Raw genomic sequence first — 22,344 nt, forward strand, 5'->3', positions numbered from 1 at the left:
GTAACGCGCATGGTCGCCCCACGCGCGCGACCTGACGACGGGCTTACGAAGCGAGCTTCACCGCGAGTTCCGCGACGTGCTTGCCTTGATAGCGGGCGATGTCGAGTTCGTTCGCGCTCGGCTGACGGCTGCCGTCCGCGCCAGCGAGCGTCGTCGCACCGTACGGCGTGCCGCCCGTGATCTCGTTCATGTTGACAAGCCCGCTGCACGCATACGGCACGCCGACGATCACCATCCCGTGATGCAGCAGCGTCGTATGGAACGACGTGATCGTCGTTTCCTGGCCGCCGTGCTGCGTGCCCGTCGACGCGAACACGCTGCCGATCTTGCCGACCAGCGCGCCCTTCATCCACAAGCCGCCCGTCTGGTCGAGAAACGTGCGCATCTGGCCGGCCATGTTGCCGAAGCGCGTCGGCGTGCCGAACAGGATCGCGTCGTAGTTCGCGAGCTCGTCCACGGTCGCGACGGGTGCGGCCTGATCGACCTTGATGCCGATCGCCTTCGCCTGATCGGCGGGAATCGTCTCCGGCACGCGCTTGAGCGTGACCTCGACGCCGGGCACCGATTTCGCGCCTTCCGCGACCTGCTGCGCCATCGTTTCGACGTGTCCGTAGGACGAGTAGTAAAGAACGAGTACCTTGGCCATGTTGCGAATCTCCGCTTAAAAGAGGCCCCGCACGCGGCGGGGCCCGGTTTCCCGAGCAGGCGTCATGCCCACTCGGCCGTCACTTCGATCGGACGCAGGTCGAAGACCAGCACTTCGGCATCGTGGCCATCGGCGAACGTCAGCGCCTGTTCGCCGCGAATCCGTGCGCCGTCGCCTTCACCGAGCGTCACGCCGTTGACCGTGACGCTGCCGCGCGCGACGTGCACGTACGCGAAGCGATCCGGCGCGAGCTCGAGCGTCGCGCGTTCGTCGCCGTCGAACAGGCCCGCGTAGATCCGCGTGTCCTGGCGGATCTTCAGCGAACCGGCGGCGCCGTCCGGCGACACGACGAGCGCGAGCTTGCCGCGCTTGTCGTCGGCCGCGACGTGCGTCTGCTGGTAGCGCGGCGCGGCGCCTTTCTCGGCCGGCCCGACCCAGATCTGCAGGAAGTGGACGGGCGCGTCCGGCGAGTGGTTGAACTCGCTGTGGCGCACGCCGGTGCCGGCGCTCATCAGCTGCACGTCGCCCGGCACGATCACCGAGCCGGTGCCCATCGAATCCTTGTGCTCCAGCGCGCCTTCGAGCACGTACGACAGGATTTCCATGTCGCGGTGCGGGTGCGTGCCGAAGCCGCGCGCCGGCGCGACGCGATCGTCGTTGATCACCAGCAGATCGGAGAAGCCGACCTGCTGCGGATCGAAGTAATTCGCGAACGAGAACGTGTGACGGGAGCTGAGCCAGCCGTGCTCCGCACGGCCGCGTTGGTTTGCTGCACGGATGTCGATCATGATGGGTCCTCGGTGACGCGTCGCCTCGGAAGTGGGCAGTCGCGCTGTGTTGACATCCATCGTAGGTCAATCGATTTGACAAATAAATCGCTGAGACGATAATCACTGTCACATCCAAGTGGACAATATGGAACTCAACGACCTCCGGATCTTCGTCGCGACCGTCGATGCGGGCAGTTTCACCGCGGCGGCCGATCAACTGATGCTGTCGAAGCAGTTCGTCAGCCGGCGCACGATGGCGCTCGAGGCATCGCTCGGCGTGCGCCTGCTGCACCGGAACACGCGCAATCTCGCCGTGACCGAATCGGGCCAGGAGTTCTATGCGCGCGCGCAGCGGATCCTCGCGGAAGTCGCCGACGCCGAGCAGGCGATGTCGGTGCGCAGCACCGAACTGCACGGTTCGCTGAAGATCAGCGCGCCGCTGTCGTTCGGGATCACGCACGTCTCGCCGCTGATCGCCGAGTTCCTGTCGGCGCATCCGGCCGTGCGGCTCAATCTCGATCTGACCGATCGACGCGTCGACGTGATCGGCGAGGGCTTCGATCTCGTGCTGCGGATCGGCGCACTCGAGGATTCGACGCTGATCGCGCGGGCGCTCGGCGCGTGGAAGATGATCGCGTGCGCGAGCCCCGCCTATCTGAAGCGGCACGGCGCGCCCGCGACGCCGGCCGAGCTCGCGAATCACACGTGCCTGCTGTACGGGCGCGAGCGGCGCGTCGGCTGGGAGTTCCGCGTCGACGGCGCGCCGCGCACGTTCGACGTGCAGGGGCCGCTCGTCGCGAACAACGGCGAAGTCGTGCGCGATGCGGCGATTGCGGGGCTCGGCATCGCGCTGCTGCCGTCCTTCATCGTCGGCGCGGCGCTCGACAGCGGCGCGCTCGTGCCGGTGCTCGACGCGTACGCGCCGGCGCCAATCACGCTGAACGCGGTGTTTCCCCAGCATCGCGAAGGCTTCGTCACGCTGCGTACGTTCATCGGATTTCTCGCCGAACGCCTCGGTCCGCGCGCGTGACGCGGTGCGGCGCGGTGCGGCGCGCGTCGCGCTCGCGTTCACGTTGGCCTGCACGCCCGCTGGCCCAAACGATTCCCCGCGTCTGGCACTATCGCCGCGCATTTTGGCTTCGAATACTGGGTTCGACGATTGCGCGCGACGTGCCGCCGCGCGCGCGCATCGCTGTTCCCGACGAACCCGTTAGCGAGGAGGCGCGCATGCTCCGATATCTGATCGGCATCGGTATTCCGTATCTCGGTGTGATGGGCGTGCTGCCGTGGGTCGCGTCGCAGGACCGCTACGTGTTCGGCGTGCCGTTTCTGTTCATGTGGATCTTCGCGTGGTTCGTGCTGACGTCCGGCTGCCTGTTCGCGTGCTGGATGCTGTTCGACCGCCATGCACCGGGCGCATAGCCGATTCGTTCGCGCGGACCGCCGGCCGCCTGCGCTTTCCGGCGAACCCTTCGTTCCCGTTCTTTCGCCGAGGTGCGCATGTCCACGGTCGTCTTCGCCGCGCTGATCGCGCTGTCGCTTTACCTGGCCTACCGCTCGCGACGCGGGCACGGCAAGCAGAGCGTGCATGACTTCTTCGTCGCGTCGGGCCAGTTCGGTACGGCGCTGCTGTTCTTCCTGACCGCCGGCGAGATCTACAGCATCGGCACGATGGTCGGCTTTCCCGGCGGGATCTACGCGAAAGGGCCGACCTACGGCGTATGGTTTCTCGGCTATATCCTGCTCGCCTATCCGATCGGCTATTTCATCGGCCCGAAGATCTGGGAAGCCGGGCGCCGGCATCATGCGATTACGCTCGCGGATCTGTTCAAAGGCCATTACGGCAGCCGCGCGCTCGAGCTGATCGTTGCGCTCGCATCGATCGTGTTCCTGATTCCGTGGGGGCAGATGCAGTTCACGGGGCTCGCCGCCGCACTGAAAGGACTCGGCTGGCACGTCGATCCGCTGTATCTGATTCTCGTCTGCGCGGCGCTCGCGTTCACGTATATCGCGATGTCGGGCGTGCGCGCGTCCGCGTATATCGCGATCCTGAAGGACATCCTGATGCTGGTCGCGATCGTCGTCACGGGCACGGCCGTCGCATTGAAGGTCGGCAGCGTGCATCCTGTATTCGAAGCCGCGAGCCGGCACGTGAGCAACACGATGACCGCACCGCAGCTGCGCTTCTCGATGAGCACGATGCTCTATCAGTCGCTCGGCTTCTACATCATGCCGTTCGCGGTGCAGGGCTTTTTCACGGCGCGCGGGCCGAACACGATTCGCCGCACGCAGGTCGCGATGCCGCTGTACATGCTGATGTATCCGTTCCTCGTCGTCGCGTCGTATTACGCGATCAGCGCGAACCTGAAGCTCGCGTCGCCGAACGATGCCTTCTTCGCGGCCGTCGTCCATCTGCTGCCGGGCTGGCTGATCGGGCTCGTCGCGGCGGGTGCCGCGTTGTCGGGGCTGCTCGTGCTGGCCGGCATCTGTCTCGCGATCGGGCCGATCGTCACGCGCAACCTGATGCCGAACCTGCCCGAGACGCGCCAGAAGCGCGCGGCGAAATACGTGATCGTCGGCTATCTGCTGCTGTCGATCGCGACGACGATGCTGACGCCGAATCTGATGCTCACGCTGATCAACACGACGTTCTACGGCATCGCGCAGTTTCTGCCCGGCGTGCTGATCCTGCTCGCCCAGCGTCGCGTGCGACCCGTCGCCGTGGCATCGGGCATGCTGTGCGGGCAGGCGCTCGCGATGCTGTTTTACCTGTTGCATGTCGATTTCGGCGGCATCAATCTCGGCCTGGTGTGCCTCGTCATCAACATGCTGGTCGTCGCGGCCGTGCACGCGACGCTGCGCGGGCGACCGGTCAAGCACTACGCGGTGTCCTGACGCGCGTGTCGCGCGTCTCATGGAGGAAAACCATCGATGCAAGCCTTCGCGAGCCCCGACACGCGCGTGACGATCTTCGCCGCGCGCCGCATCCTGACGATGAATCCGGCGCAGCCGGCGGCCACGCACGTCGCGGTGCGCGACGGCCGCATCCTCGCGGTCGGCGACGCCGACGACGCGGCCGCGTGGCACACGCGCTTCGGCGCATGCGCGACCGACGACACGCTGCGCGACCAGGTGCTGATGCCGGGTTTCGTCGAAGGGCATTGCCATCTGATGGAAGGCGCGATGTGGGATGCGGCGTACGTCGGCTACTACGATCGCCGCGGGCCGGACGGCACGTTATGGCCGGGCCTGCGCTCGCTCGACGCGATGCTCGACCGGCTCGCGCAGGCCGAGCGCGCGATGACCGACGACGGGCCGCTGCTCGCCTGGGGCTTCGATCCGATCTTCTTCGGCACGTCGCGGCTGACGGTGCGCGAGCTCGATCGCGTGTCCGCGCGCCGGCCGATCGCTATCCTGCATGCGAGCGTGCACCTGATGAACGTAAACGGCGCGATGCTTGCGCAGGCGGGCATCGACGAAGACACCGACATCGACGGCATCTCGCGCGACGCCGACGGGCGGCCGACCGGCGAATTGCAGGAGTTTGCGGCGATGTTTCCGGTCTATCGGGCGATCGGCAGCAAGCTCGCGATTTCGGCCGGCGAGCAGCCGCATGCGATCCGCAATTTCGGCCGCGTCGCGCAGCTCGCGGGCGTGACGACGGCGACCGATCTCGTGAACGATCTTTCGCCGGCAGGCAATCGCACGCTGCGCGACGTGACGGGCGACGTCGATTATCCGGTGCGCATCGTGCCGGCGTTCGCGCCGCAGCGCAGCCCCGCGCGCTCGGCCGACAGCGTGCTCGCCGAAGTGGCGCGCAATACCGACAAGCTGCGCTTCGGCGCGGTGAAGTTCATCGTCGACGGCTCGATCCAGGGCTTCACGGCGCGCGTGCGCTGGCCCGGCTACGCGGGCGGCCAGCCGAACGGGCTGTGGCTGATTCCGCCCGCGCAGCTCGTCGACGTGTTCGCGCCGTTTCATCGCGCGGGATTGCAGCTGCATATCCACACGAACGGCGACGAGGCGACCGAGGTTGTGCTCGACGCGATGACGACGCTGCTCGCGCGCGATCCGCGCCCCGATCATCGCCACACGCTGCAGCACTGCCAGATGGCGGACGCCGCGCAGCTCGCGCGCATCCGCGCGCTCGGGATGTGCGTGAACTTCTTCGCGAACCATCTGTACTACTGGGGCGACGCGCATTACGCGCAGACGATCGGCCCCGACCGTGCGAACCGGATGGACGCGGCCGGCTCCGCGCAGCGGCTCGGCATTCCGTACGCGCTGCATTCGGACGCGCCGATCACGCCGCTGAATCCGCTGTTTACCGCATGGTGCGCGGTGCAGCGCGAGACCGCGTCGGGGCGCGTGCTCGGCGAGCACGAGCGAATCTCGGTCGACGACGCGCTTCGTGCGATCACGCTCGGTGCCGCGTATACGCTGAAGATGGATCATCTCGTCGGCAGCATCGAGGTCGGCAAATTCGCGGACTTCGCCGTGCTCGACGACGATCCGTCGCGCGTTGCGCCGGCGCGGCTCAAGGACGTGCGGGTGTGGGGCACCGTGCTGGGCGGACGCGTGTTCCGCGCACCGCAATGAACGCGGCCGCCGCGCCGATCGATCTCGCGGTCGTCGGCGGCTATCTCGGCGCGGGCAAGACCACCGTCGTGAACGCGATCCTGCAGGCCCCGCACGGCCGCCGCATCGCGGTGCTCGTCAACGACTTCGGTGCCGTCAACATCGACGCGCGCCTCGTGCGTGCGCGCGGCGACGACGTGATCGAGCTCGACAACGGCTGCATCTGCTGCACGATCGGCGGCGCGCTCGTCGATGCGCTGACACGCGTCGCGGCGCGCGATCTGCGTCCCGAACTGCTGCTCGTCGAAGCCAGCGGCGTCGCCGATCCCGCGAAGATCGCGCAGATCGGCATGCTCGACGGCGCATTCCGGCTGACATCGGTGCTCGTCGTCGCCGACGCGCTCGCGCTCGACGATACGCTCGCCGATCCGCACGTCGGCGCGATCGCGCAACGGCAGCTCGACGGCGCGAGTGCGCTCGTCGTCACGAAGCTCGACCTGCTTGCGCCGCCGCAGCGCGACGCGGCGCTGGCGCGTGTGCGTGCGCGCGCGTCGACCGACATCGTCGTTGCCGCGTCGCACGGCGCGATTCCGCTCGCGCTGCTGTTCGATGCCGCGGTGCCCGATCGGCGCGCGACGCTGCGCATCGCACGCGGGCACCGGCCGATCGGCAGCGACGCGATGCCGGCGCTCGCGAGCGTGACGGTCGCGCTGCCGCAGGTGCTCGACAAGGCGCGGCTTCGCGCGTGGCTGAAGGCGCTGCCGCGCACGATCCTGCGCGCGAAAGGCGTCGTGCGCGTCGCGGACGGCGACGACGTCGCGCTGCGCGTATGTCAGGTCGCGGCACGGCGCGTGCGCCTCACGCCGCACGAATCGGAAGCCGAAGCCGAAGCCGACCGGCGCTGCGCGATGGTGTTCATCGGCATTCTCGATGCCGGCACGGTGGCTGCGCTGCATGACGGGCTCGCGCAATGCCGCGCGTCGGGCGTGGCGGCGTCGCCGTCGCCGGTAGATTGACGGCGGGCGATGGCGCGCCGACGCCCGAGCGTCGGTCTTTATCGTCAAAGCAGATAAACGTATCGAAATCGCTTCGTTGACGCTTGTGTTGCGGCGCTCGTAGATTCGCGTTTTTGACCGAATCGGAGGGCTGCACCGTGACGACCACTGCCACCCGCGACGCGGCACCGGATGCCGCCGTGCGACCGCCCGTGTCGCACGCGTCGGCCGCGCCGCAGCGGTTCGAGATCGTGCCGTTCGATGCGCCGCTCGGCGCCGAAGTCGTCGGCATCGACCTGTCGCAGCCGCTCGACGCCGACGCGTTCGCCCGGATCCGGCGCGCTCATCTCGACCATCATGTGCTCGTGTTTCGCGACCAGCGCATCACGCCGGACGAACACGTCGCATTCAGCCGCCGCTTCGGCCCGCTGCAGACCCACGTGCTGCATCAGTTCGCGCTGCCCGGCCATCCGGAAGTGCTGATCGTGTCGAACATCGTCGAGAACGGCAGGCCGATCGGCCTTGGCGACGCCGGCTACTTCTGGCATTCCGACCTGTCGTACAAGCGCCGCCCGAGCCTCGGCTCGCTGCTGCACGCGCAGGAGCTGCCGGCCGAAGGCGGCGATACGTTGTTCGCGAACATGCATCTCGCGTGGGACACGTTGCCGGCGGCGCTGCGGCGCGCCGTCGAAGGGCGCCGCGCGGAGCACACCTATCTCGCACGCTATGCGGAGCTGCAGGCACGCAGCCCGTGGCGGCCGAACCTGTCCGCCGAGCAGATCGCGCAGGTCGAGCCGGTCGTGCATCCGGTCGTGCGCACGCATCCGGAGACGGGCCGCCGCGCGCTGTTCGTCAGCGAGCATTTCACGACGCGCATCGTCGGGCTGCCCGACGATGAAAGCCGTGCGCTGCTCGACGAATTGTTCGCGCACAGCGTGCGCGCCGAGCATCAGTATCGGCATCGCTGGCGCGACCACGACCTCGTGTTCTGGGACAACCGGTCGCTGCTGCATCTGGCCGCCGGCACGCCCGACCGTCTGCGCCGCAAGCTGTACCGCACGACGATCGAAGGCGACGAACCGTTCTGATCGCACGCCGCGCCGCACCCGTTTCCGCCATTCATTTTCGACCGGAGGTCCGATGTCGTTTTCGTTTCTGTCCGCGCTGAGCGGCGCTGCATCGCGCCGGCGTCGCGCGCTCGCCGCGACGTTCGCCGCCGCGCTCGCATTCGTGGGCATGGCGGCGCCGCAGGCCGCGCAGGCCGAAGGCCGGATTCGCATCGCCGAGCAGTTCGGCGTCGTCTATCTGATGCTGAACGTCGCGCGCGACCAGCAGCTGATCGAGAAGGAAGGGCGCAAGGCGGGGCTCGACATCAAGGTCGACTGGGTGCGGTTGTCGGGCGGCGCGGCCGTCAACGATGCGCTGCTGTCCGGGGCGGTCGACATCGCCGGCGCGGGCGTCGGCCCGCTGCTGACCGTGTGGGACCGCACGCGCGGCCGGCAGAACGTGAAGGGCGTCGCGTCGCTCGGCAATTTTCCGTACTACCTCGTCAGCACCAATCCGAACGTCAGGACGATCGCGGACCTGAGTGCGAAAGACCGGATCGCGGTGCCGGCCGTCGGCGTGTCGGTGCAGTCGCGCGTGCTGCAGTATGCGGCCGCGAAGCAATGGGGCGACCGTCAGTTCGACCGGCTCGACGCGCTGACGCAGGCGATTCCGCACCCGGACGCGACGGCGGCGATCGTCGCGAACAGCAACGTGATCACGGGCCACTTCGGCAACCCGCCGTTTCAGGAGCAGGAACTGGCCGGCAATCCGAACGCGCATGTCGTGCTGAATTCGTACGACGTGCTCGGCGGTCCGAGCTCTGCGACCGTGCTGTACGCGACCGAGGCGTTTCGCCGCGACAACCCGAAAACGTACCGCGCGTTCGTCGCCGCGCTCGCGGATGCCGCGCAGCAGATCGCAGCGGACCCCGAGCGTGCGGCGGACGTCTACATTCGTGCGAACGGCTCGAAGATCGATCGCGCGTTGCTGCTGAAGATCCTGCGCAATCCGCAGGTGCAATTCAAGATCGCGCCGCAGAACACGCTGCGGCTCGCGCAGTTCATGTATCGCACGGGCGCGATTCGCCACGAGCCGACCTCGTGGCGCGACTATTTCTTCGACGATCCGGCGACGGCCGGCGGCAGCTGAGCGCGCCGACGCAAGCGTCGCCGCTGCTGCAGCGGCGGCATGCACGCTTATGCATCGCCCGGATTAGGTTATGCGCAATCGTTGGTTGGTGTGCGCACCGGGCAGCCGTATCGTGATGCGTTATCGACGTTTTATCCGCGAGAGCTTCGATCGTGAATGCCCCTTCTTCCCGCACCTGGCTGCCGCCGTTCGCGGCGCGCGATCGCGCGTCGTCCGATACGGGCACGCCTGCGTCCGCGTCGCGTGACGCCCATGGCGCGGCGCCGCAGGCCGCGCCGTCCGCCGCGCACAGCGCACGTCTGCTCGCGGTCGACCGCGTGACGCTCGAGTACCGCACCGGCACGCGCATCGTGCGTGCGACGCAGCAGGTCAGCTTCGACGTGTACGGCGGCGACCGCTTCGTGCTGCTCGGCCCGTCCGGCTGCGGGAAATCGACGCTGCTGAAGGCGATCGCCGGCTTCGTCGAACCGGTCGCCGGCACGATCTCGCTCGACGGTGCGCCGGTGCACGGGCCGGGCCCGGATCGCGTGGTCGTGTTTCAGGAGTTCGATCAATTGCCGCCGTGGAAGACCGTCGTGGAGAACGTCGCGTTTCCGCTGCGCGTCGCCGCGAAGCTGACGCGTGCCGAAGCGCGCGAACGTGCGCTGCACTATCTCGACAAGGTGGGGCTCGGCGCGTTCGCCGATGCGTATCCGCATACGTTGTCGGGCGGCATGAAGCAGCGCGTCGCCATTGCGCGCGCGCTCGCGATGCAGCCGCGCGTGCTGCTGATGGACGAGCCGTTCGCCGCGCTCGATGCGCTGACGCGCCGCAAGATGCAGGAAGAGCTGTTGCGGCTGTGGGACGACGCGCGCTTCACGCTGCTGTTCGTCACGCACTCGATCGAGGAAGCGCTCGTCGTCGGCAACCGCATCCTGCTGCTGTCGCCGCATCCGGGCCGCGTGCGCGCGGAGCTCAACAGCCCGCATATGGGCTCGACAGCGTCGGCAGCGGCGATTTCCGCGCGAGCGTCGCGCGCATTCATCGGCTGCTGTTCGACACCGATACATCGCAGACGGGGGAGGCCGCCTGATGCGACCGTTCGATCCTGTCCTGCCGCCCGTGCGCGCGGAATACGAGCGCGAGCTCGAACCGGCGCGCGATGCCGAGCGCGCGGCGCCTTTGCCGTTGGTGCGACGTGTCGCCGACGCGGCGTGGTTTCGCCGCGCGGCGATCGCGTTCGTTCTGATCGCCGCATGGGAGATCGTCGCGCGGGTCGTCGCGAACGATCTGCTCGTGCCGACCTTCGGCGCGACGCTGGCCGCGTTCGTCGACGGCATCGTGTCGGGCGAGCTGCTCGTGAAGACCGGCATCTCGATGTCGGTGCTGCTGCGCGGCTATGCGCTCGGCGTGCTGTTCGCGTTCGTGCTGACGTCGGCGGCGGTGTCGACGCGCTTCGGCCGCGATCTGCTGGCGATGCTCACGTCGATGTTCAATCCGTTGCCGTCGATCGCGCTGCTGCCGATCGCGTTGCTGTGGTTCGGGCTCGGCACCGGCAGCCTGCTGTTCGTCCTCGTGCATGCGGTGCTGTGGCCGCTCGCGCTGAACATGTATACCGGCTTCGTCGGCGTGCCGGCGACGCTCAGGATGGCGGGCCGCAACTACGGCCTCACTGGCCTGCGGCAGGTGCTGCTGATCCTCGTGCCGGCCGCGCTGCCGTCGATCCTGTCCGGACTGCGCGTCGGCTGGGCGTTTGCGTGGCGCACACTGATCGCGGCGGAACTCGTGTTCGGCGCGAGCGCCGGGCAGGGCGGGCTCGGCTGGTACATCTTTCAGAACCGCAACGAGCTCTATACGGACCGCGTGTTCGCCGGCCTGGCGGCCGTCATCGTGATCGGGCTGCTCGTCGAGCATCTCGTGTTCGACACGCTCGAACGCGTGACCGTGCGGCGTTGGGGCGTCCAGCACTGATCGGTACCGACACCGACGCGCGCCCGACGGCGTGCCGCTCGGACGGAGGTTGTCCACAGGGTTATGCACGAAAACTGTGGATAGCTTGAGGCATGCGGCCGTGTGAGGCCGGTTCCGCGAGGGAGGCGCATGGTGCTGCGTCATGCGGCGTCTCGATTTTGCGTGCCGGCGATCGGTTCGATTGTCCACCAAATCGTGACAGCCAATCCGAATCCAGCCAATTGATGAATTTCGGAGGGACAGTAGACTGCACCCGTGCTTCGCCGAAACCGCTCCGAAACCGCGCCGTGAAGGTGTGGCCGGGACGGTTCTACGTGACGCGCGCCGACCGGCGCACGGATCGATCGTGCGAGGAAAGGGTCCGTTGTCGACGTCGCCGCCCGCGCGGCGGCCGCGCGCTGCGGATGCAACGAACGTCAATTGAAGGATGACTGCCATGCGTTACCTGTCGCTGGAATCGAAGAAGGACGAGCTGCTGCTGGCCGCTCGCGTACTGTTGATGATCCTGTTCGTGCTGTTCGGCTGGCAAAAGCTGACCGGCTTTGCGGGCACCGTCGCGTATATGGCGTCGACCGGTTCGCCGTCGCCGGAGCTGTCGGCGGCGATCGCGGTGGGCGTCGAGCTGGTCGGCGGCGTGCTGATCGCGATCGGGTTCTATACGCGTCCGCTCGCGCTCGCGTTCGCCGTCTATACGCTCGCGACCGCGTTCATCGGCCACCGCTACTGGTCGCTCCAAGGCATGGACCAGTACCTCGCGATGATTAACTTCTACAAGAACATCAGCATCGTCGGCGCGTTCCTGCTGCTCGCGCTCACGGGCCCCGGCCGGTATTCGCTCGACCGGCAATGACGAAGCGGCGCATCCGCGCGGATGCGGCAGCCCGGCGCGCGACAAGTGCGCCGGGCTTTTTTGATGGGACGCCCGCGCTTCGCTAAGATGGGCGACCGGAATCCGCTACGGCCTGCGCCTGCACTGCACATGACAGCCTCTTCCCCGTCGTCCCGTCCCGCCACCGTTCTCGTGATCGGCGCATCCGGCCTGCTGGGCCGCGCGGTCGTCGCGTCGCTGTCGCGCGATCCGGCATTCGGGACGATCGCCACAATTCGCAACCGCGATACACGCGGCGCACGTCTGCTCGCGCTGCCGCCCGACAAGATCGCGATGCTCGACGTACTCGATCGGCCGGCCCTCGAACGCGCATTCGACCTGTACCGGCCGGCGGCGGTCGTGGTGTGCGCGGCCGAGCGGCGCCCGGACGTCTGCGAGCGAGATCCGGCCGGCGCGCGCGCCATCAACGTCGACGCGCCGGCCCGCATCGGCGCGCTCGCCGCGCGCTACGGCGCATGGACGCTCGGCATCTCGACCGACTATGTCTTCGACGGGCGCGCGGCACCTTATCGCGAGGACGCGACGCCGAATCCGCTGAACGTCTACGGCCGCACGAAACTGGAAGGCGAAGCGGCGCTGCTCGCCGCGTCGCCGCTGTCGTGCGTGCTGCGCTTGCCGCTGCTGTACGGACCGATCGCCGACTGGAGCGAGTCGGCGGTGACGAGCCTCGTGCCGGCGATCGTCGCATCCGCGCGCGCGGGCGCCGAGGCGGTCGGGATGGATGCATGGGCGATCCGCTATCCGACCTACACGCCCGACGTCGCGGCCGTGATCCGCGATCTCCTGCATCGGCATCTGGCCGGTGCGTCGGTCGTCGGCATCCGCCATTGGTCCGGCGACGAAGCGATGACGAAGTACGAGATCGCGCAGCGTATCGCCGAGGCGATGGGCCTGCACGCATCGCTCGCACCGATCGACACGCCGGCCGATGCGACGCCGCGTCCGTACGACTGCCATCTCGACGCGGCGCGGTTGCACGCGCTCGGCATTCGTCATGCGACGCCGTTCGACACCGCGCTGCGCGAGGTGCTGCGTGAAGCACCGCCGCTTCCGTCGCCATCGGCTGCGCCTCACAAGTCCTGAAACGCGCGGGCCGCGCACTGTTATCATTCGCGCCATGCCGCCTGTGCCAGGGGGCGGAGCCGGCGGCGAGGAGGTCGTCGCCGGCCGCGTGCGTCGTGCGCGTGCGCGTGTTGCGGTTCGACGGTGTGGTGTGGGCGGCGCGCCGGCGTTCGACGAAGTTCGGACGCCGTTCGGTCGGCCGCGTCACACATTGCAACACGGATCGGCGGAACTTCGTGTTAGGTTCGGCCATCGGAGTTTTTCAGAAAACATGCCCAAAGAGGATGAATAAATGACCCAGGCCCTGCGGGATCTCGAAGCGCAGCTTCGAGACCTGAACATCAAGCTGTCGGAAGCCAAGCAGAAGGAGAAGCAGGCCGCACTCGCGGCATTCAAGCAGCAAGTCGAGCTGTACGGCATCACGCAACAGGAAGTGCTGAGCGCGCTCGGTTATATCGTCCAGCGCAAGCGCAAGGCGCCGGCCAAGTACTACGATCCGACGACCGGCCGCTCGTGGTCCGGCCGCGGCCCGAAGCCGAAATGGCTCGAAGGCAAGGATCTCGATTCGCTGCTCGTCGATCGCGAAGCGAAGACGTGGTGGCCCGGCGACGATCAGGGTTGATGCAGGTCGCGCCGGACGGCAGGCCGGCGCCGCTCGCGTTGCGCGAGCAGGTTTTTCCGGCGATATGTGGCGTCGCCGTTCTTCTGCGGTTTCACCGCGGCATCCCGTTCAGCCGGTCGTCGATCGTTCGACGGCCGGCTTTCCTTTTTTCTGCGTCCGCCGATTCGCCTAGAATGTCGCGAACATTTTTCGGCAGAACACGATGGCAGCAGACATCCCTTCTTCGGCGCTCGGCGATTCGTCGACGCCGCCTGTGCAGCAGGTCGGTCCCTACGCGTGGAAGGCGCTCGCCGGCTCGGCGATCGGCTATGCGATGGACGGCTTCGATCTGCTGATTCTCGGCTTCATGCTGCCCGCGATCACGGCGGCGCTGCGGCTGACGCCCGGCGAGGGCGGCGCGCTCGTTACATGGACGCTGATCGGCGCGGTCGCGGGCGGCATTCTGTTCGGCGCACTGAGCGATCGCTACGGACGCGTGCGCGTGCTCACGTGGACGATCATGCTGTTCGCGATCTTCACGGGCCTGTGCGCGTTCGCGCGCGGCTTCTGGGATCTGCTCGTCTACCGGACCGTCGCAGGGATCGGCCTCGGCGGCGAGTTCGGCATCGGCATGGCGCTCGCGGCCGAAGCGTGGCCGGCGAACCGGCGTGCACGCGTGTCGTGCTACGTCGCGCTCGGCTGGCAGGTCGGCGTGCTGCTTGCGGCGCTGCTCACGCCGTGGCTGCTCGCGCATATCGGCTGGCGCGGGATGTTCGTCGTCGGCGTGGCGCCCGCGCTGCTCGCCTGGGTGCTGCGCAACCGGCTGCACGAGCCCGAGGTGTTCGTGCAACGCGCCGCGCAGCCGAGGTCCAATGCGTTTCGGATGCTCGTCGCCGACGGCCGCACCGCGCGTACGAGCGCCGGCATCGTGATCTTGTGCGCTGTTCAGAACTTCGGCTACTACGGCATCATGATCTGGCTGCCGACGTTCCTGTCGAAGCAGATGGGCTTCTCGCTGACGAAGTCGGGGCTGTGGACCGCGGCGACCGTCGTCGGGATGATGCTCGGCGTCTGGGTGTTCGGACAGCTCGCGGACCGCATCGGCCGCAAGCCGACGTTCCTGATCTATCAGCTCGGCTCGGTCGCGACCGTCATCGCCTATGCGCAGCTGTCGAATCCGACCGCGATGCTGTGGGCCGGCGCGTTGATGGGCATGTTCGTGAACGGAATGGTGGGCGGATACGGCACGCTGATGTCCGAAGGCTATCCGACCGCGGCGCGCGCGACCGCGCAGAACGTGCTGTGGAATATCGGCCGCGCGATCGGCGGCTTCGGCCCGATGACGGTCGGCGCGCTCGCCGCGCGCTACTCGTTCCAGACGGCGATTGCACTGCTTGCGGGCCTGTACGTGCTCGACATGGTCGCGACGGTGTTCCTGATTCCCGAACTGAAGGGCGTCGAACTCGAGTAGCGCACGCGCGCTAATGCGCGGCTTTTCGTGCGACGATGCGCGGCCCGCGCGCAATGTCGGTCGCGACGACGCGTATCGCGTCGATCAGCGCGCGCGCCGCCGGCGACGGCGGGCTGCCGCTGCGCGTGATCAGCCCGATGTCGCGCGTCGTGTCGTGCATCGGCACGTCGAGCACCGCGAGCAACCCCGACTCGCATTCGTAATGCAATTGCTGCGCGGACAGCACCGCCAGCATGTCGCTATGCAGCAGTAGCCCGCGGATCACCGCGAGATCGGCGCTTTCGACGGTCGGCATCGGCGGCTTGAGCTTCATGCGCCGGAACAGCGCATCGAACAGGCCGCGTGCGGGCGCATGGCTGCGCGGCAGGATCCATTGCGCGGCCGCGAGGCTGCGCAGCCCGAGATTGCGCACGCGCGCGAGCGGATGATCGCGGCGCGCCAGCACGACGAGATTCTCCGACATCAATCGTTCGTTCTCGAGGTCGCCGGCCGCATCGTTCGCGCGCAACGCGCCGAGGATGAAGTCGATGTCGCCCGCGCGCACGCCCGCGACGAGCGCTTCGTACGCGCTTTCGTCGGTGATCACGCGCACTTTCGGGAAACGCGTGACGACGCGCGCGAGCGCTTCCGGCAGGATCAGCGTGCGGCCGAGCGGCAGCGCGCCGACGGTCACCACGCCCTGGATGCTGCCGTGCAATGCGGCGACGTCGTCGGCGACATGCCGCAACTCGTTCAGCGCGCGCCGCACGTGCAGCAGAAACGTTTCGCCGTCGGCCGTCAGCAGCAGGCCGCGCGGATGGCGGTGAAACAGCGCGAAACCGGCGCCGCTTTCGAGAATCCGGATCGCGCTGCTGACGGCCGGCTGCGTCACGCCGAGCGCGCGGGCCGCGCTCGGCATGTGACGGTGTCGCGCGAGCGTCGAGAACAGCTGCAGCCGCCGCGTGTTCAGCAGATACGCCGGCAGCCCGCCTTCGCCGGGCGCACGGCGGCGCGACTGCCGCAACGCACACCAGTTCGCGAGTTCGCCGAGCTCGGCGAAGACGCGCTCGCTGCGTTTCAGCACCGCGCGTCCGACCGGCGTCGCGAGCATGCCGGACGGCTTGCGATCGAACAGCGGTTCGCCGAGCGCCGCTTCCACTTCCTGCACGGCACGCGTGACGGCCGATTGCGCACGAAACAGCGCGGCGGCCGCGCGGCTGACGCTGCCCGTTTCGGCAACGCGCTGGACGGCATACAGACACGCAAGGTTCGGCAGATCGTTGGAATCCATGGTCGCGGAAGTTCGATGGAGGACGGACGCGCGTCGTCGCGGCCGCGCGCCAATGACGATCGACTTTACCGGAACGGCGGCGCCCGAACTTGCGTCCTGCTTATCGACCTATCTGTTTTATTTATCGGAAATGAATCGGGCGACGGCGGCACGCGTGCCGGGCGGCGCGCGACGGCCGCGGGCGGAAGCCCTGTCCCGCGGGCCTGCGGCATGTGCGGCACGCCTGCGGCCCGCTCGCCGAACGTGTACTGCGCGCGACTTTCCGCTCAAAACCAAGGGTTTACCCCGACTGGGTGGCGACGATGCGCAATGGGTAATTTCGGCCTGGTCAGCAGCGTGAGCGCCGTTGCCGGCGACCGGGCGGGCCATCTGATCCGTTGTTCGTCCGATCGAAACGGGACATCGGGCGGCAACGGCGAGCGGCGACACGCGCGCCGCGCACCGTCCGCCGCGACGGTGGCGACGCGCACACCGCACACGCGCATCCCACTCTGCCGGCCCGTCGAGTCGACGATCCGCATTCGAACATCGCGAAGGAGCACACAGGCCATGGCACGGATTATCGGGGGCATCGCGGCCTCCCACACGCCCACGATCGGGTTCGCGTTCGACAAGAACAAGCGCGACGATCCGGTCTGGGCGCCGATCTTCGAGAACTTCGCGCCGCTCGCCGCATGGCTCGACGCGCAGCGCCCGGACGTGCTGCTGTTCATCTACAACGACCATGTGACGTCGTTCTTCTTCGATCACTACTCGGCATTCGCGCTCGGCGTCGGGCCGCAATGGCATCCGGCCGACGAAGGCGGCGGTGCGCGCGACCTGCCGCCGATCGCCGGCGATCCGGCGTTCGCCGCGCATATCGGCCAGTCGCTGATGGCCGACGAGTTCGACATGTCGTTCTTCCAGAACAAGCCGCTCGATCATGGCTGTTTCTCGCCGTTGTCGGTGCTGTGTCCGCATCGCCCGGACTGGCCGGTGCGCCTCGTGCCGCTGCAGATGGGCGTGCTGCAGCTGCCCGTGCCGTCCGCGCGCCGCTTCTACCGGCTCGGGCAGGCGCTGCGCCGCGCAATCGAAAGCTATCCGGAAGACCTGCGCGTCGCGATCGTCGCGACCGGCGGACTGTCGCACCAGGTGCACGGCGAACGCGCGGGCTTCAACGATCCGGAATGGGACCGGCGCTTTCTCGATCTGTTCGAGCGCGATCCCGAACGTCTCGCCGGCATGACGCTGGCCGAATACGCGACGCTCGGCGGCTTCGAAGGCGCCGAGGTCGTGATGTGGCTTACGATGCGCGGCGCGCTGCCGGCCGGCGTCGTGTGCCGGCATCGCAGCTACTACCTGCCGTCGATGACGGGCATCGCGACCGCCATCTATGAAAGTGCGGACCCGGACGTCGACACGGCCGCCGTCGAACGGCACCGTCGGCGCATCGCGGCCGAGCTCGACGGCGTCGAGCGCCTGCCCGGCACGTATCCGTTCACGATCGCGCGCGCGGTGCGTGCGTACCGGATCAACGACTATCTGCACCGGATGATCGAGCCTGCCCATCGCGCGCAGTTCCTCGCCGACCCCGAAGCGAGCTTTGCGGCGGCGGGCCTCAGCGACGAAGAGCGCGACCTGATCCGCCGGCGCGACTGGGCCGCCCTGCTGCGCTACGGCGTGATCTTCTTCCTGCTGGAAAAACTCGGCGCGGTGACGGGCGTGTCGAACCTGCACATCTATGCGGCGATGCGTGGCGAATCGCTGGAAGATTTTCAGCGCACGCGCAATGCGCCCGGCGCGCTGTATTCGGTCGCCGGCAAGAGCGCCGGGCCGCTCGGCTGGGACGCCGGCACGGAGGGCAACGAAAGCTAGCGAATGCGCACGCGGCAACGTTGCCGCGTGCGTCGCCGGCCTCCGCAGGAGACCGGCTCAGATAAATAGGATGGCGAAGCGAAGCGCGGCTCGCCACCAAGGAGACAGGAGAAACAGGATGGCAAGTGGAAAGACAATCGACATCAAGTCGTTCATCGACGACCGGCCGGTGTCGCGCTACCAGTGGCTGCTGGTCGCGCTGTGCTGCCTCGTCGTGATTGCGGACGGGATGGATGTCGCGATCATGGGGTTCGTCGCGCCGTCGGTGATTCGCGACTGGGCGATCTCGCGGCCCGAATTCGGGCTCGTGATGAGCGCGGCGCCGATCGGCCTCGTGATCGGTGCGCTCGTCGCCGGCCCGAGCGCGGACCGGTTCGGGCGCAAGCGCGTGCTGATCGCGTCGGTGTTTCTGTTCGGCCTTTTCACGATCGCGACCGCCTATGCGGGCTCGCCGGTTCAGATGGCCGTGCTGCGGCTGCTGACCGGCATCGGGCTCGGCGCCGCGATGCCGAACACGACGACGCTGCTGTCGGAGTATGCGCCGCAGCGGATGCGGTCGCTGATGATCACGATCATGTTCACGGGCTTCAATCTCGGCTCGGCGCTGATCGGCTTCGTCGCCGGCTGGCTGATTCCGGTGCACGGCTGGCGCGCGGTGCTGCTGTTCGGCGGCGCGCTGCCGCTGCTGCTGATTCCGCTGCAACTGTGGCTGCTGCCCGAATCGGCGCGGCTGCTGGCCGTGCGCGGTGCGCCGTCTCAGCGCATCGGCGCGTTGCTGAACCGCGTGTGCGGCGCACGCTTCGACGGCAACGAGACGTTCGTCTCGAACGAGCCGCCGCTGCCGACGCGCAAGCCGATCGGCGTGCTGTTCTCGCAAGGCTATGGCGTCGTCACGGTATCGCTGTGGATCACGTACTTCATGGGACTGCTCGTGATCTATCTGCTGACCGGCTGGCTGCCGACGCTGATCAAGGATGCGGGCCTGTCGGTCAGCACGGCCGCGAACGTGACGGCGATGTTCCAGATCGGCGGGACGATCGGCGCGATCGGCGTCGGCTGGCTGATGGACAAGGTGCGGCCGGCACCCGTGATCGGCGCAGCGTATCTCGGCGGCGCGCTGTGCGTGGCCGTGCTCGCGTGGGCCGGCGCGCTGTCGTCGTCGCTCGCGCTGCTCGTGTTCGCGGCCGGCTTCTGCATGAGCGGCGCGCAGACGGGGCTGAACGCGTATGCGCCGGGCCGCTACCCGACCGTCGCGCGCGCGACCGGCGTGAGCTGGATGCTCGGCATGGGCCGCTTCGGCAGCATTTTCGGTTCGGCGATCGGCGGCGCGCTGCTCGGCCTCGGCTGGAAGTTCGACGCGATCCTGTCGATGCTCGCGGTGCCCGCCACGCTCGCGGCGATCGCGATCGTCACGACACAGCGCGCGGCCGCACGCGAACCGAGGGAAATGGAAAAACCGGCGCACTGACCGCGTCCGTGCGATCGCGCGTCCCGCGTCGCGGGACGGCGCCGACACGCGGCATCCGGCCAGCCCGTCATGCAACAGGAGTGTCAATGATCATCGATATTCACGGCCACTACACGACCGCGCCGAAGGCGCTCGAGACCTGGCGCAATCGCCAGATCGCGGCGATTCACAGCCCGTCCGAGCGGCCGAAGGTCGCGGAACTGAACATCAGCGACGACGAACTGCGCGAGTCGCTCGAGCCGAACCAGCTGCGGCTGATGCGCGAGCGCGGCCTCGACCTGACGATCTTCAGTCCGCGCGCGAGCTTCATGGCGCACCACATCGGCGACTTCGACGTGTCGAGCACGTGGGCCGCCGTCTGCAACGAGCTGTGCTACCGCGTGCACCGGCTGTACCCCGACCGCTTCGTGCCGGCGGCGATGCTGCCGCAAAGCCCCGGCGTCGACGTCGCGACCTGCATTCCGGAGCTCGTCCGGTGCGTCGAGGCGTACGGCAACGTCGCGGTCAACCTGAATCCCGATCCGTCCGGCGGCCACTGGACGAGCCCGCCGCTGTCGGACCGCTACTGGTATCCGCTGTACGAGAAGATGGTCGAGTACGACATCCCCGCGATGATCCACGTGAGCACGAGCTGCAACGCGTGCTTTCACACGACCGGCGCGCATTACCTGAACGCGGACACGACCGCGTTCATGCAGTGCCTGACGTCCGATCTGTTCAAGGACTTTCCGACGCTGCGCTTCGTGATTCCGCACGGCGGCGGTGCGGTGCCGTATCACTGGGGGCGCTTTCGCGGCCTCGCACAGGAACTGAAGAAGCCGCTGCTGACCGAGCATCTGCTGAACAACGTGTTCTTCGATACGTGCGTCTACCACCAGCCGGGCATCGATCTGCTGACCGGCGTGATTCCGGTCGACAACCTCCTGTTCGCGAGCGAGATGATCGGCGCCGTTCGCGGCATCGATCCGGAGAGCGGGCACTACTACGACGATACGAAGCGCTATATCGAAGCGTCGGCACTCGACGCGCAGGCGCGCTACAAGATCTACGAGGGCAATGCGCGCCGCGTGTATCCGCGCCTGGATGCGCAACTGAAAGCGAAGGGGAAGTGAAGATGAACGAACTCGGCGTGGTTTACCGCACGATCCATCGCGCGGACGCGCAGATCGCCGCACGGCTCGGCGAACTCGGTGCCGCGACGGTGCACGAGGCGATGGGGCGCACGGGGCTGATGAAGCCGTACATGCGTCCGATCTATCCGCGCGCGCATGCGGCGGGCACGGCCGTAACCGTGCTGCTGCATCCGGGCGACAACTGGATGATGCATGTCGCGGCCGAACAGATCCGGCCGGGCGACGTCGTCGTCGCGGCGATCACCGCGGACTGCACGGACGGCTATTTCGGCGATCTGCTCGCGACGAGCTTCAAGGCGCGCGGCGCGCATGCGCTGATCATCGACGCGGGCGTGCGCGACGTCGCGGTGCTCGAGGCGATGCAGTTTCCGGTATGGAGCAAGGCCATCTCCGCGAAAGGCACGATCAAGGCGACGCTCGGCTCGGTGAACGTGCCGGTCGTCTGCGCGGGCGCGCTCGTGCATCCGGGCGACGTGATCGTCGCCGACGACGACGGCGTCGTCGCGGTGCCGGCCGCGCAGGCGGCCGACGTGCTCGACAAGGCGCTTGCGCGCGAAGCGAACGAGGCGAAAAAGCGCGAGACGCTCGCGTCCGGCGTGCTCGGCCTCGACATGTACGACATGCGCGAGCCGCTGCGGCAGGCCGGCCTGCGCTATATCGACTGACGCGGAGGCGACGATGGCACACGCGCCCCGCACGCCGGCCGCGATCGCCGGCATCTCGTCGATGGCGACGCGATCGCTGCTCGCCCGGCTCGTCGAGTGCTATGCGCACGACACGGGCGGCCGCGTCGACGTCACGTCGATCGGCGGTGTCGATGCCGCGCGTCGCGTGCAGGCCGGCGAGCCGTTCGACTTCGTCGTGCTCGCAGCCGACGCGATCGAGCGGCTCGCGGCCGAGGGCCGGGTCGATAGGGAAGGCCGCGTCGACGTCGCGCGCTCGGCCATCGCGGCGGCAGTGCCGGCCGGCACGCCGCGCCCCGATCTCGGCACCGAAGCCGCAGTGCGCGACGCGGTGCTGCGCGCACGCCGGATCGGCTACTCCACCGGGCCGAGCGGCGTGCATCTGAACCGCTTGTTCGCGCGCTGGGGCATCGCCGATGCGCTCGCGTCGCGCATCGTGCAGGCGCCGCCCGGCGTACCGGTTGGCTCGCTGATCGCATCCGGCGACGTCGAGCTCGGCTTTCAGCAATTGAGCGAGCTGACGAACGTCGACGGTATCGACGTCGCGGGCCTGCTTCCCGACACGATTCAGTCGATCACGGTGTTCGCGGCGGCCGTCTGCACGGCGGCGCGCGAACCGGCTTCGGCCGCGCAGTTTCTCGCCTATCTGGCTTCGCCGCACAACGATGCGGCAAAGCGCGCGTGCGGGATGGAGCCGGCGTGACGTCGTAATACGCGACCGGATGGCGGCGCGCGTCGGCTGCATCCGAGCGATAAACAGATCGGATGGCACGGCCCG

General features: G+C 68.1%; 20 protein-coding genes and 1 pseudogene. 18 read left to right on the forward strand and 3 right to left on the reverse strand.

Translation table 11 applies throughout. The features are described 5' to 3' along the window. Window positions 1-43: 43 nt before the first annotated feature. Window positions 44-646, reverse strand: coding sequence for an NAD(P)H:quinone oxidoreductase (wrbA, locus tag HMPREF3115_RS14840; RefSeq protein WP_060182081.1), 603 nt, complete (start codon window positions 644-646; stop codon window positions 44-46). A 62-nt stretch (window positions 647-708) separates the two neighbouring features. Further along, window positions 709-1,434 (reverse strand): pirin family protein, encoded by a 726-nt coding sequence (locus tag HMPREF3115_RS14845; RefSeq protein WP_006405401.1) that lies wholly within the window; start codon window positions 1,432-1,434, stop codon window positions 709-711. A gap of 127 nt (window positions 1,435-1,561) precedes the next feature. Here HMPREF3115_RS14845 and HMPREF3115_RS14850 point away from each other — a divergent pair, with 127 nt between their 5' ends. From HMPREF3115_RS14850 to HMPREF3115_RS14910, 13 genes and pseudogenes are all read left to right on the forward strand, one after another. After that, window positions 1,562-2,446: a LysR family transcriptional regulator gene (locus HMPREF3115_RS14850; RefSeq protein ID WP_065497158.1), complete on the forward strand. Its 885-nt coding sequence runs from the start codon at window positions 1,562-1,564 to the stop codon at window positions 2,444-2,446. A 197-nt stretch (window positions 2,447-2,643) separates the two neighbouring features. Beyond that, window positions 2,644-2,838, forward strand: a complete 195-nt coding sequence (locus HMPREF3115_RS14855) for a DUF3311 domain-containing protein (protein WP_006405399.1) — start codon at window positions 2,644-2,646, stop codon at window positions 2,836-2,838. A 78-nt stretch (window positions 2,839-2,916) separates the two neighbouring features. Continuing rightward, window positions 2,917-4,311 (forward strand): sodium:solute symporter family protein, encoded by a 1,395-nt coding sequence (locus tag HMPREF3115_RS14860; protein ID WP_006405398.1) that lies wholly within the window; start codon window positions 2,917-2,919, stop codon window positions 4,309-4,311. A gap of 36 nt (window positions 4,312-4,347) precedes the next feature. Further along, window positions 4,348-6,015 carry an amidohydrolase gene (locus tag HMPREF3115_RS14865; RefSeq protein WP_070554926.1) on the forward strand — a complete coding sequence of 556 codons (1,668 nt, stop codon included), beginning with the start codon at window positions 4,348-4,350 and terminating at the stop codon, window positions 6,013-6,015. Continuing rightward, window positions 6,012-7,010: a CobW family GTP-binding protein gene (locus tag HMPREF3115_RS14870; RefSeq protein WP_006410173.1), complete on the forward strand. Its 999-nt coding sequence runs from the start codon at window positions 6,012-6,014 to the stop codon at window positions 7,008-7,010. Before HMPREF3115_RS14865 ends, HMPREF3115_RS14870 begins: the two co-directional genes overlap by 4 nt. A 137-nt stretch (window positions 7,011-7,147) precedes the next feature. Beyond that, complete coding sequence (locus HMPREF3115_RS14875; RefSeq protein WP_070554955.1) at window positions 7,148-8,077, forward strand: TauD/TfdA dioxygenase family protein; 930 nt, start codon at window positions 7,148-7,150, stop codon at window positions 8,075-8,077. Window positions 8,078-8,129: 52 nt separating this feature from the next. Further along, window positions 8,130-9,185 carry an ABC transporter substrate-binding protein gene (locus HMPREF3115_RS14880; protein ID WP_070554928.1) on the forward strand — a complete coding sequence of 352 codons (1,056 nt, stop codon included), beginning with the start codon at window positions 8,130-8,132 and terminating at the stop codon, window positions 9,183-9,185. Between the two features lie 152 nt (window positions 9,186-9,337). Further along, window positions 9,338-10,257 (forward strand): annotated as a pseudogene (locus HMPREF3115_RS29335) (ABC transporter ATP-binding protein). Further along, window positions 10,257-11,135, forward strand: coding sequence for an ABC transporter permease (locus HMPREF3115_RS14890; RefSeq protein ID WP_006405391.1), 879 nt, complete (start codon window positions 10,257-10,259; stop codon window positions 11,133-11,135). Before HMPREF3115_RS29335 ends, HMPREF3115_RS14890 begins: the two are co-directional and overlap by 1 nt. A gap of 436 nt (window positions 11,136-11,571) precedes the next feature. After that, entirely contained in the window at window positions 11,572-11,985 is a 414-nt protein-coding gene (locus HMPREF3115_RS14895) for a DoxX family protein (RefSeq protein ID WP_006405389.1), read from the forward strand. Window positions 11,986-12,114: 129 nt separating this feature from the next. Continuing rightward, window positions 12,115-13,107 (forward strand): dTDP-4-dehydrorhamnose reductase family protein, encoded by a 993-nt coding sequence (locus HMPREF3115_RS14900; RefSeq protein ID WP_059936151.1) that lies wholly within the window; start codon window positions 12,115-12,117, stop codon window positions 13,105-13,107. Window positions 13,108-13,378: 271 nt separating this feature from the next. After that, a complete protein-coding gene (locus HMPREF3115_RS14905) occupies window positions 13,379-13,708 on the forward strand; it encodes an H-NS histone family protein (protein WP_006399203.1) in 330 nt (109 codons plus the stop codon). Window positions 13,709-13,910: 202 nt separating this feature from the next. After that, window positions 13,911-15,158: an MFS transporter gene (locus HMPREF3115_RS14910; protein ID WP_069221571.1), complete on the forward strand. Its 1,248-nt coding sequence runs from the start codon at window positions 13,911-13,913 to the stop codon at window positions 15,156-15,158. Between the two features lie 10 nt (window positions 15,159-15,168). On the opposite strand, the gene HMPREF3115_RS14915 is transcribed toward HMPREF3115_RS14910, so the two are convergent. Beyond that, window positions 15,169-16,428: a LysR family transcriptional regulator gene (locus HMPREF3115_RS14915; protein ID WP_006405386.1), complete on the reverse strand. Its 1,260-nt coding sequence runs from the start codon at window positions 16,426-16,428 to the stop codon at window positions 15,169-15,171. Between the two features lie 549 nt (window positions 16,429-16,977). Here HMPREF3115_RS14915 and HMPREF3115_RS14920 point away from each other — a divergent pair. The 5 genes from HMPREF3115_RS14920 to HMPREF3115_RS14940 all read left to right on the forward strand — a co-directional run bounded on the left by HMPREF3115_RS14920 (window position 16,978) and on the right by HMPREF3115_RS14940 (window position 22,269). After that, the gene (locus tag HMPREF3115_RS14920) at window positions 16,978-18,282 is read left to right on the forward strand and encodes a gallate dioxygenase (protein ID WP_006405384.1); all 1,305 of its coding nucleotides are present in this window, start codon (window positions 16,978-16,980) and stop codon (window positions 18,280-18,282) included. A gap of 118 nt (window positions 18,283-18,400) precedes the next feature. Next, complete coding sequence (locus HMPREF3115_RS14925) at window positions 18,401-19,750, forward strand: MFS transporter (protein ID WP_070554931.1); 1,350 nt, start codon at window positions 18,401-18,403, stop codon at window positions 19,748-19,750. 86 nt (window positions 19,751-19,836) lie between these two features. Next, window positions 19,837-20,862 carry an amidohydrolase family protein gene (locus HMPREF3115_RS14930; protein WP_070554933.1) on the forward strand — a complete coding sequence of 342 codons (1,026 nt, stop codon included), beginning with the start codon at window positions 19,837-19,839 and terminating at the stop codon, window positions 20,860-20,862. A 2-nt stretch (window positions 20,863-20,864) separates the two neighbouring features. Then, window positions 20,865-21,548 carry a 4-carboxy-4-hydroxy-2-oxoadipate aldolase/oxaloacetate decarboxylase gene (locus tag HMPREF3115_RS14935; RefSeq protein ID WP_070554935.1) on the forward strand — a complete coding sequence of 228 codons (684 nt, stop codon included), beginning with the start codon at window positions 20,865-20,867 and terminating at the stop codon, window positions 21,546-21,548. A gap of 13 nt (window positions 21,549-21,561) precedes the next feature. Then, complete coding sequence (locus HMPREF3115_RS14940) at window positions 21,562-22,269, forward strand: substrate-binding domain-containing protein (RefSeq protein ID WP_070554937.1); 708 nt, start codon at window positions 21,562-21,564, stop codon at window positions 22,267-22,269. Window positions 22,270-22,344: the final 75 nt, after the last annotated feature.

The organism is Burkholderia sp. HMSC10F09, from assembly GCF_001806955.1.
In the GTDB taxonomy this organism is placed as follows: domain Bacteria; phylum Pseudomonadota; class Gammaproteobacteria; order Burkholderiales; family Burkholderiaceae; genus Burkholderia; species Burkholderia multivorans.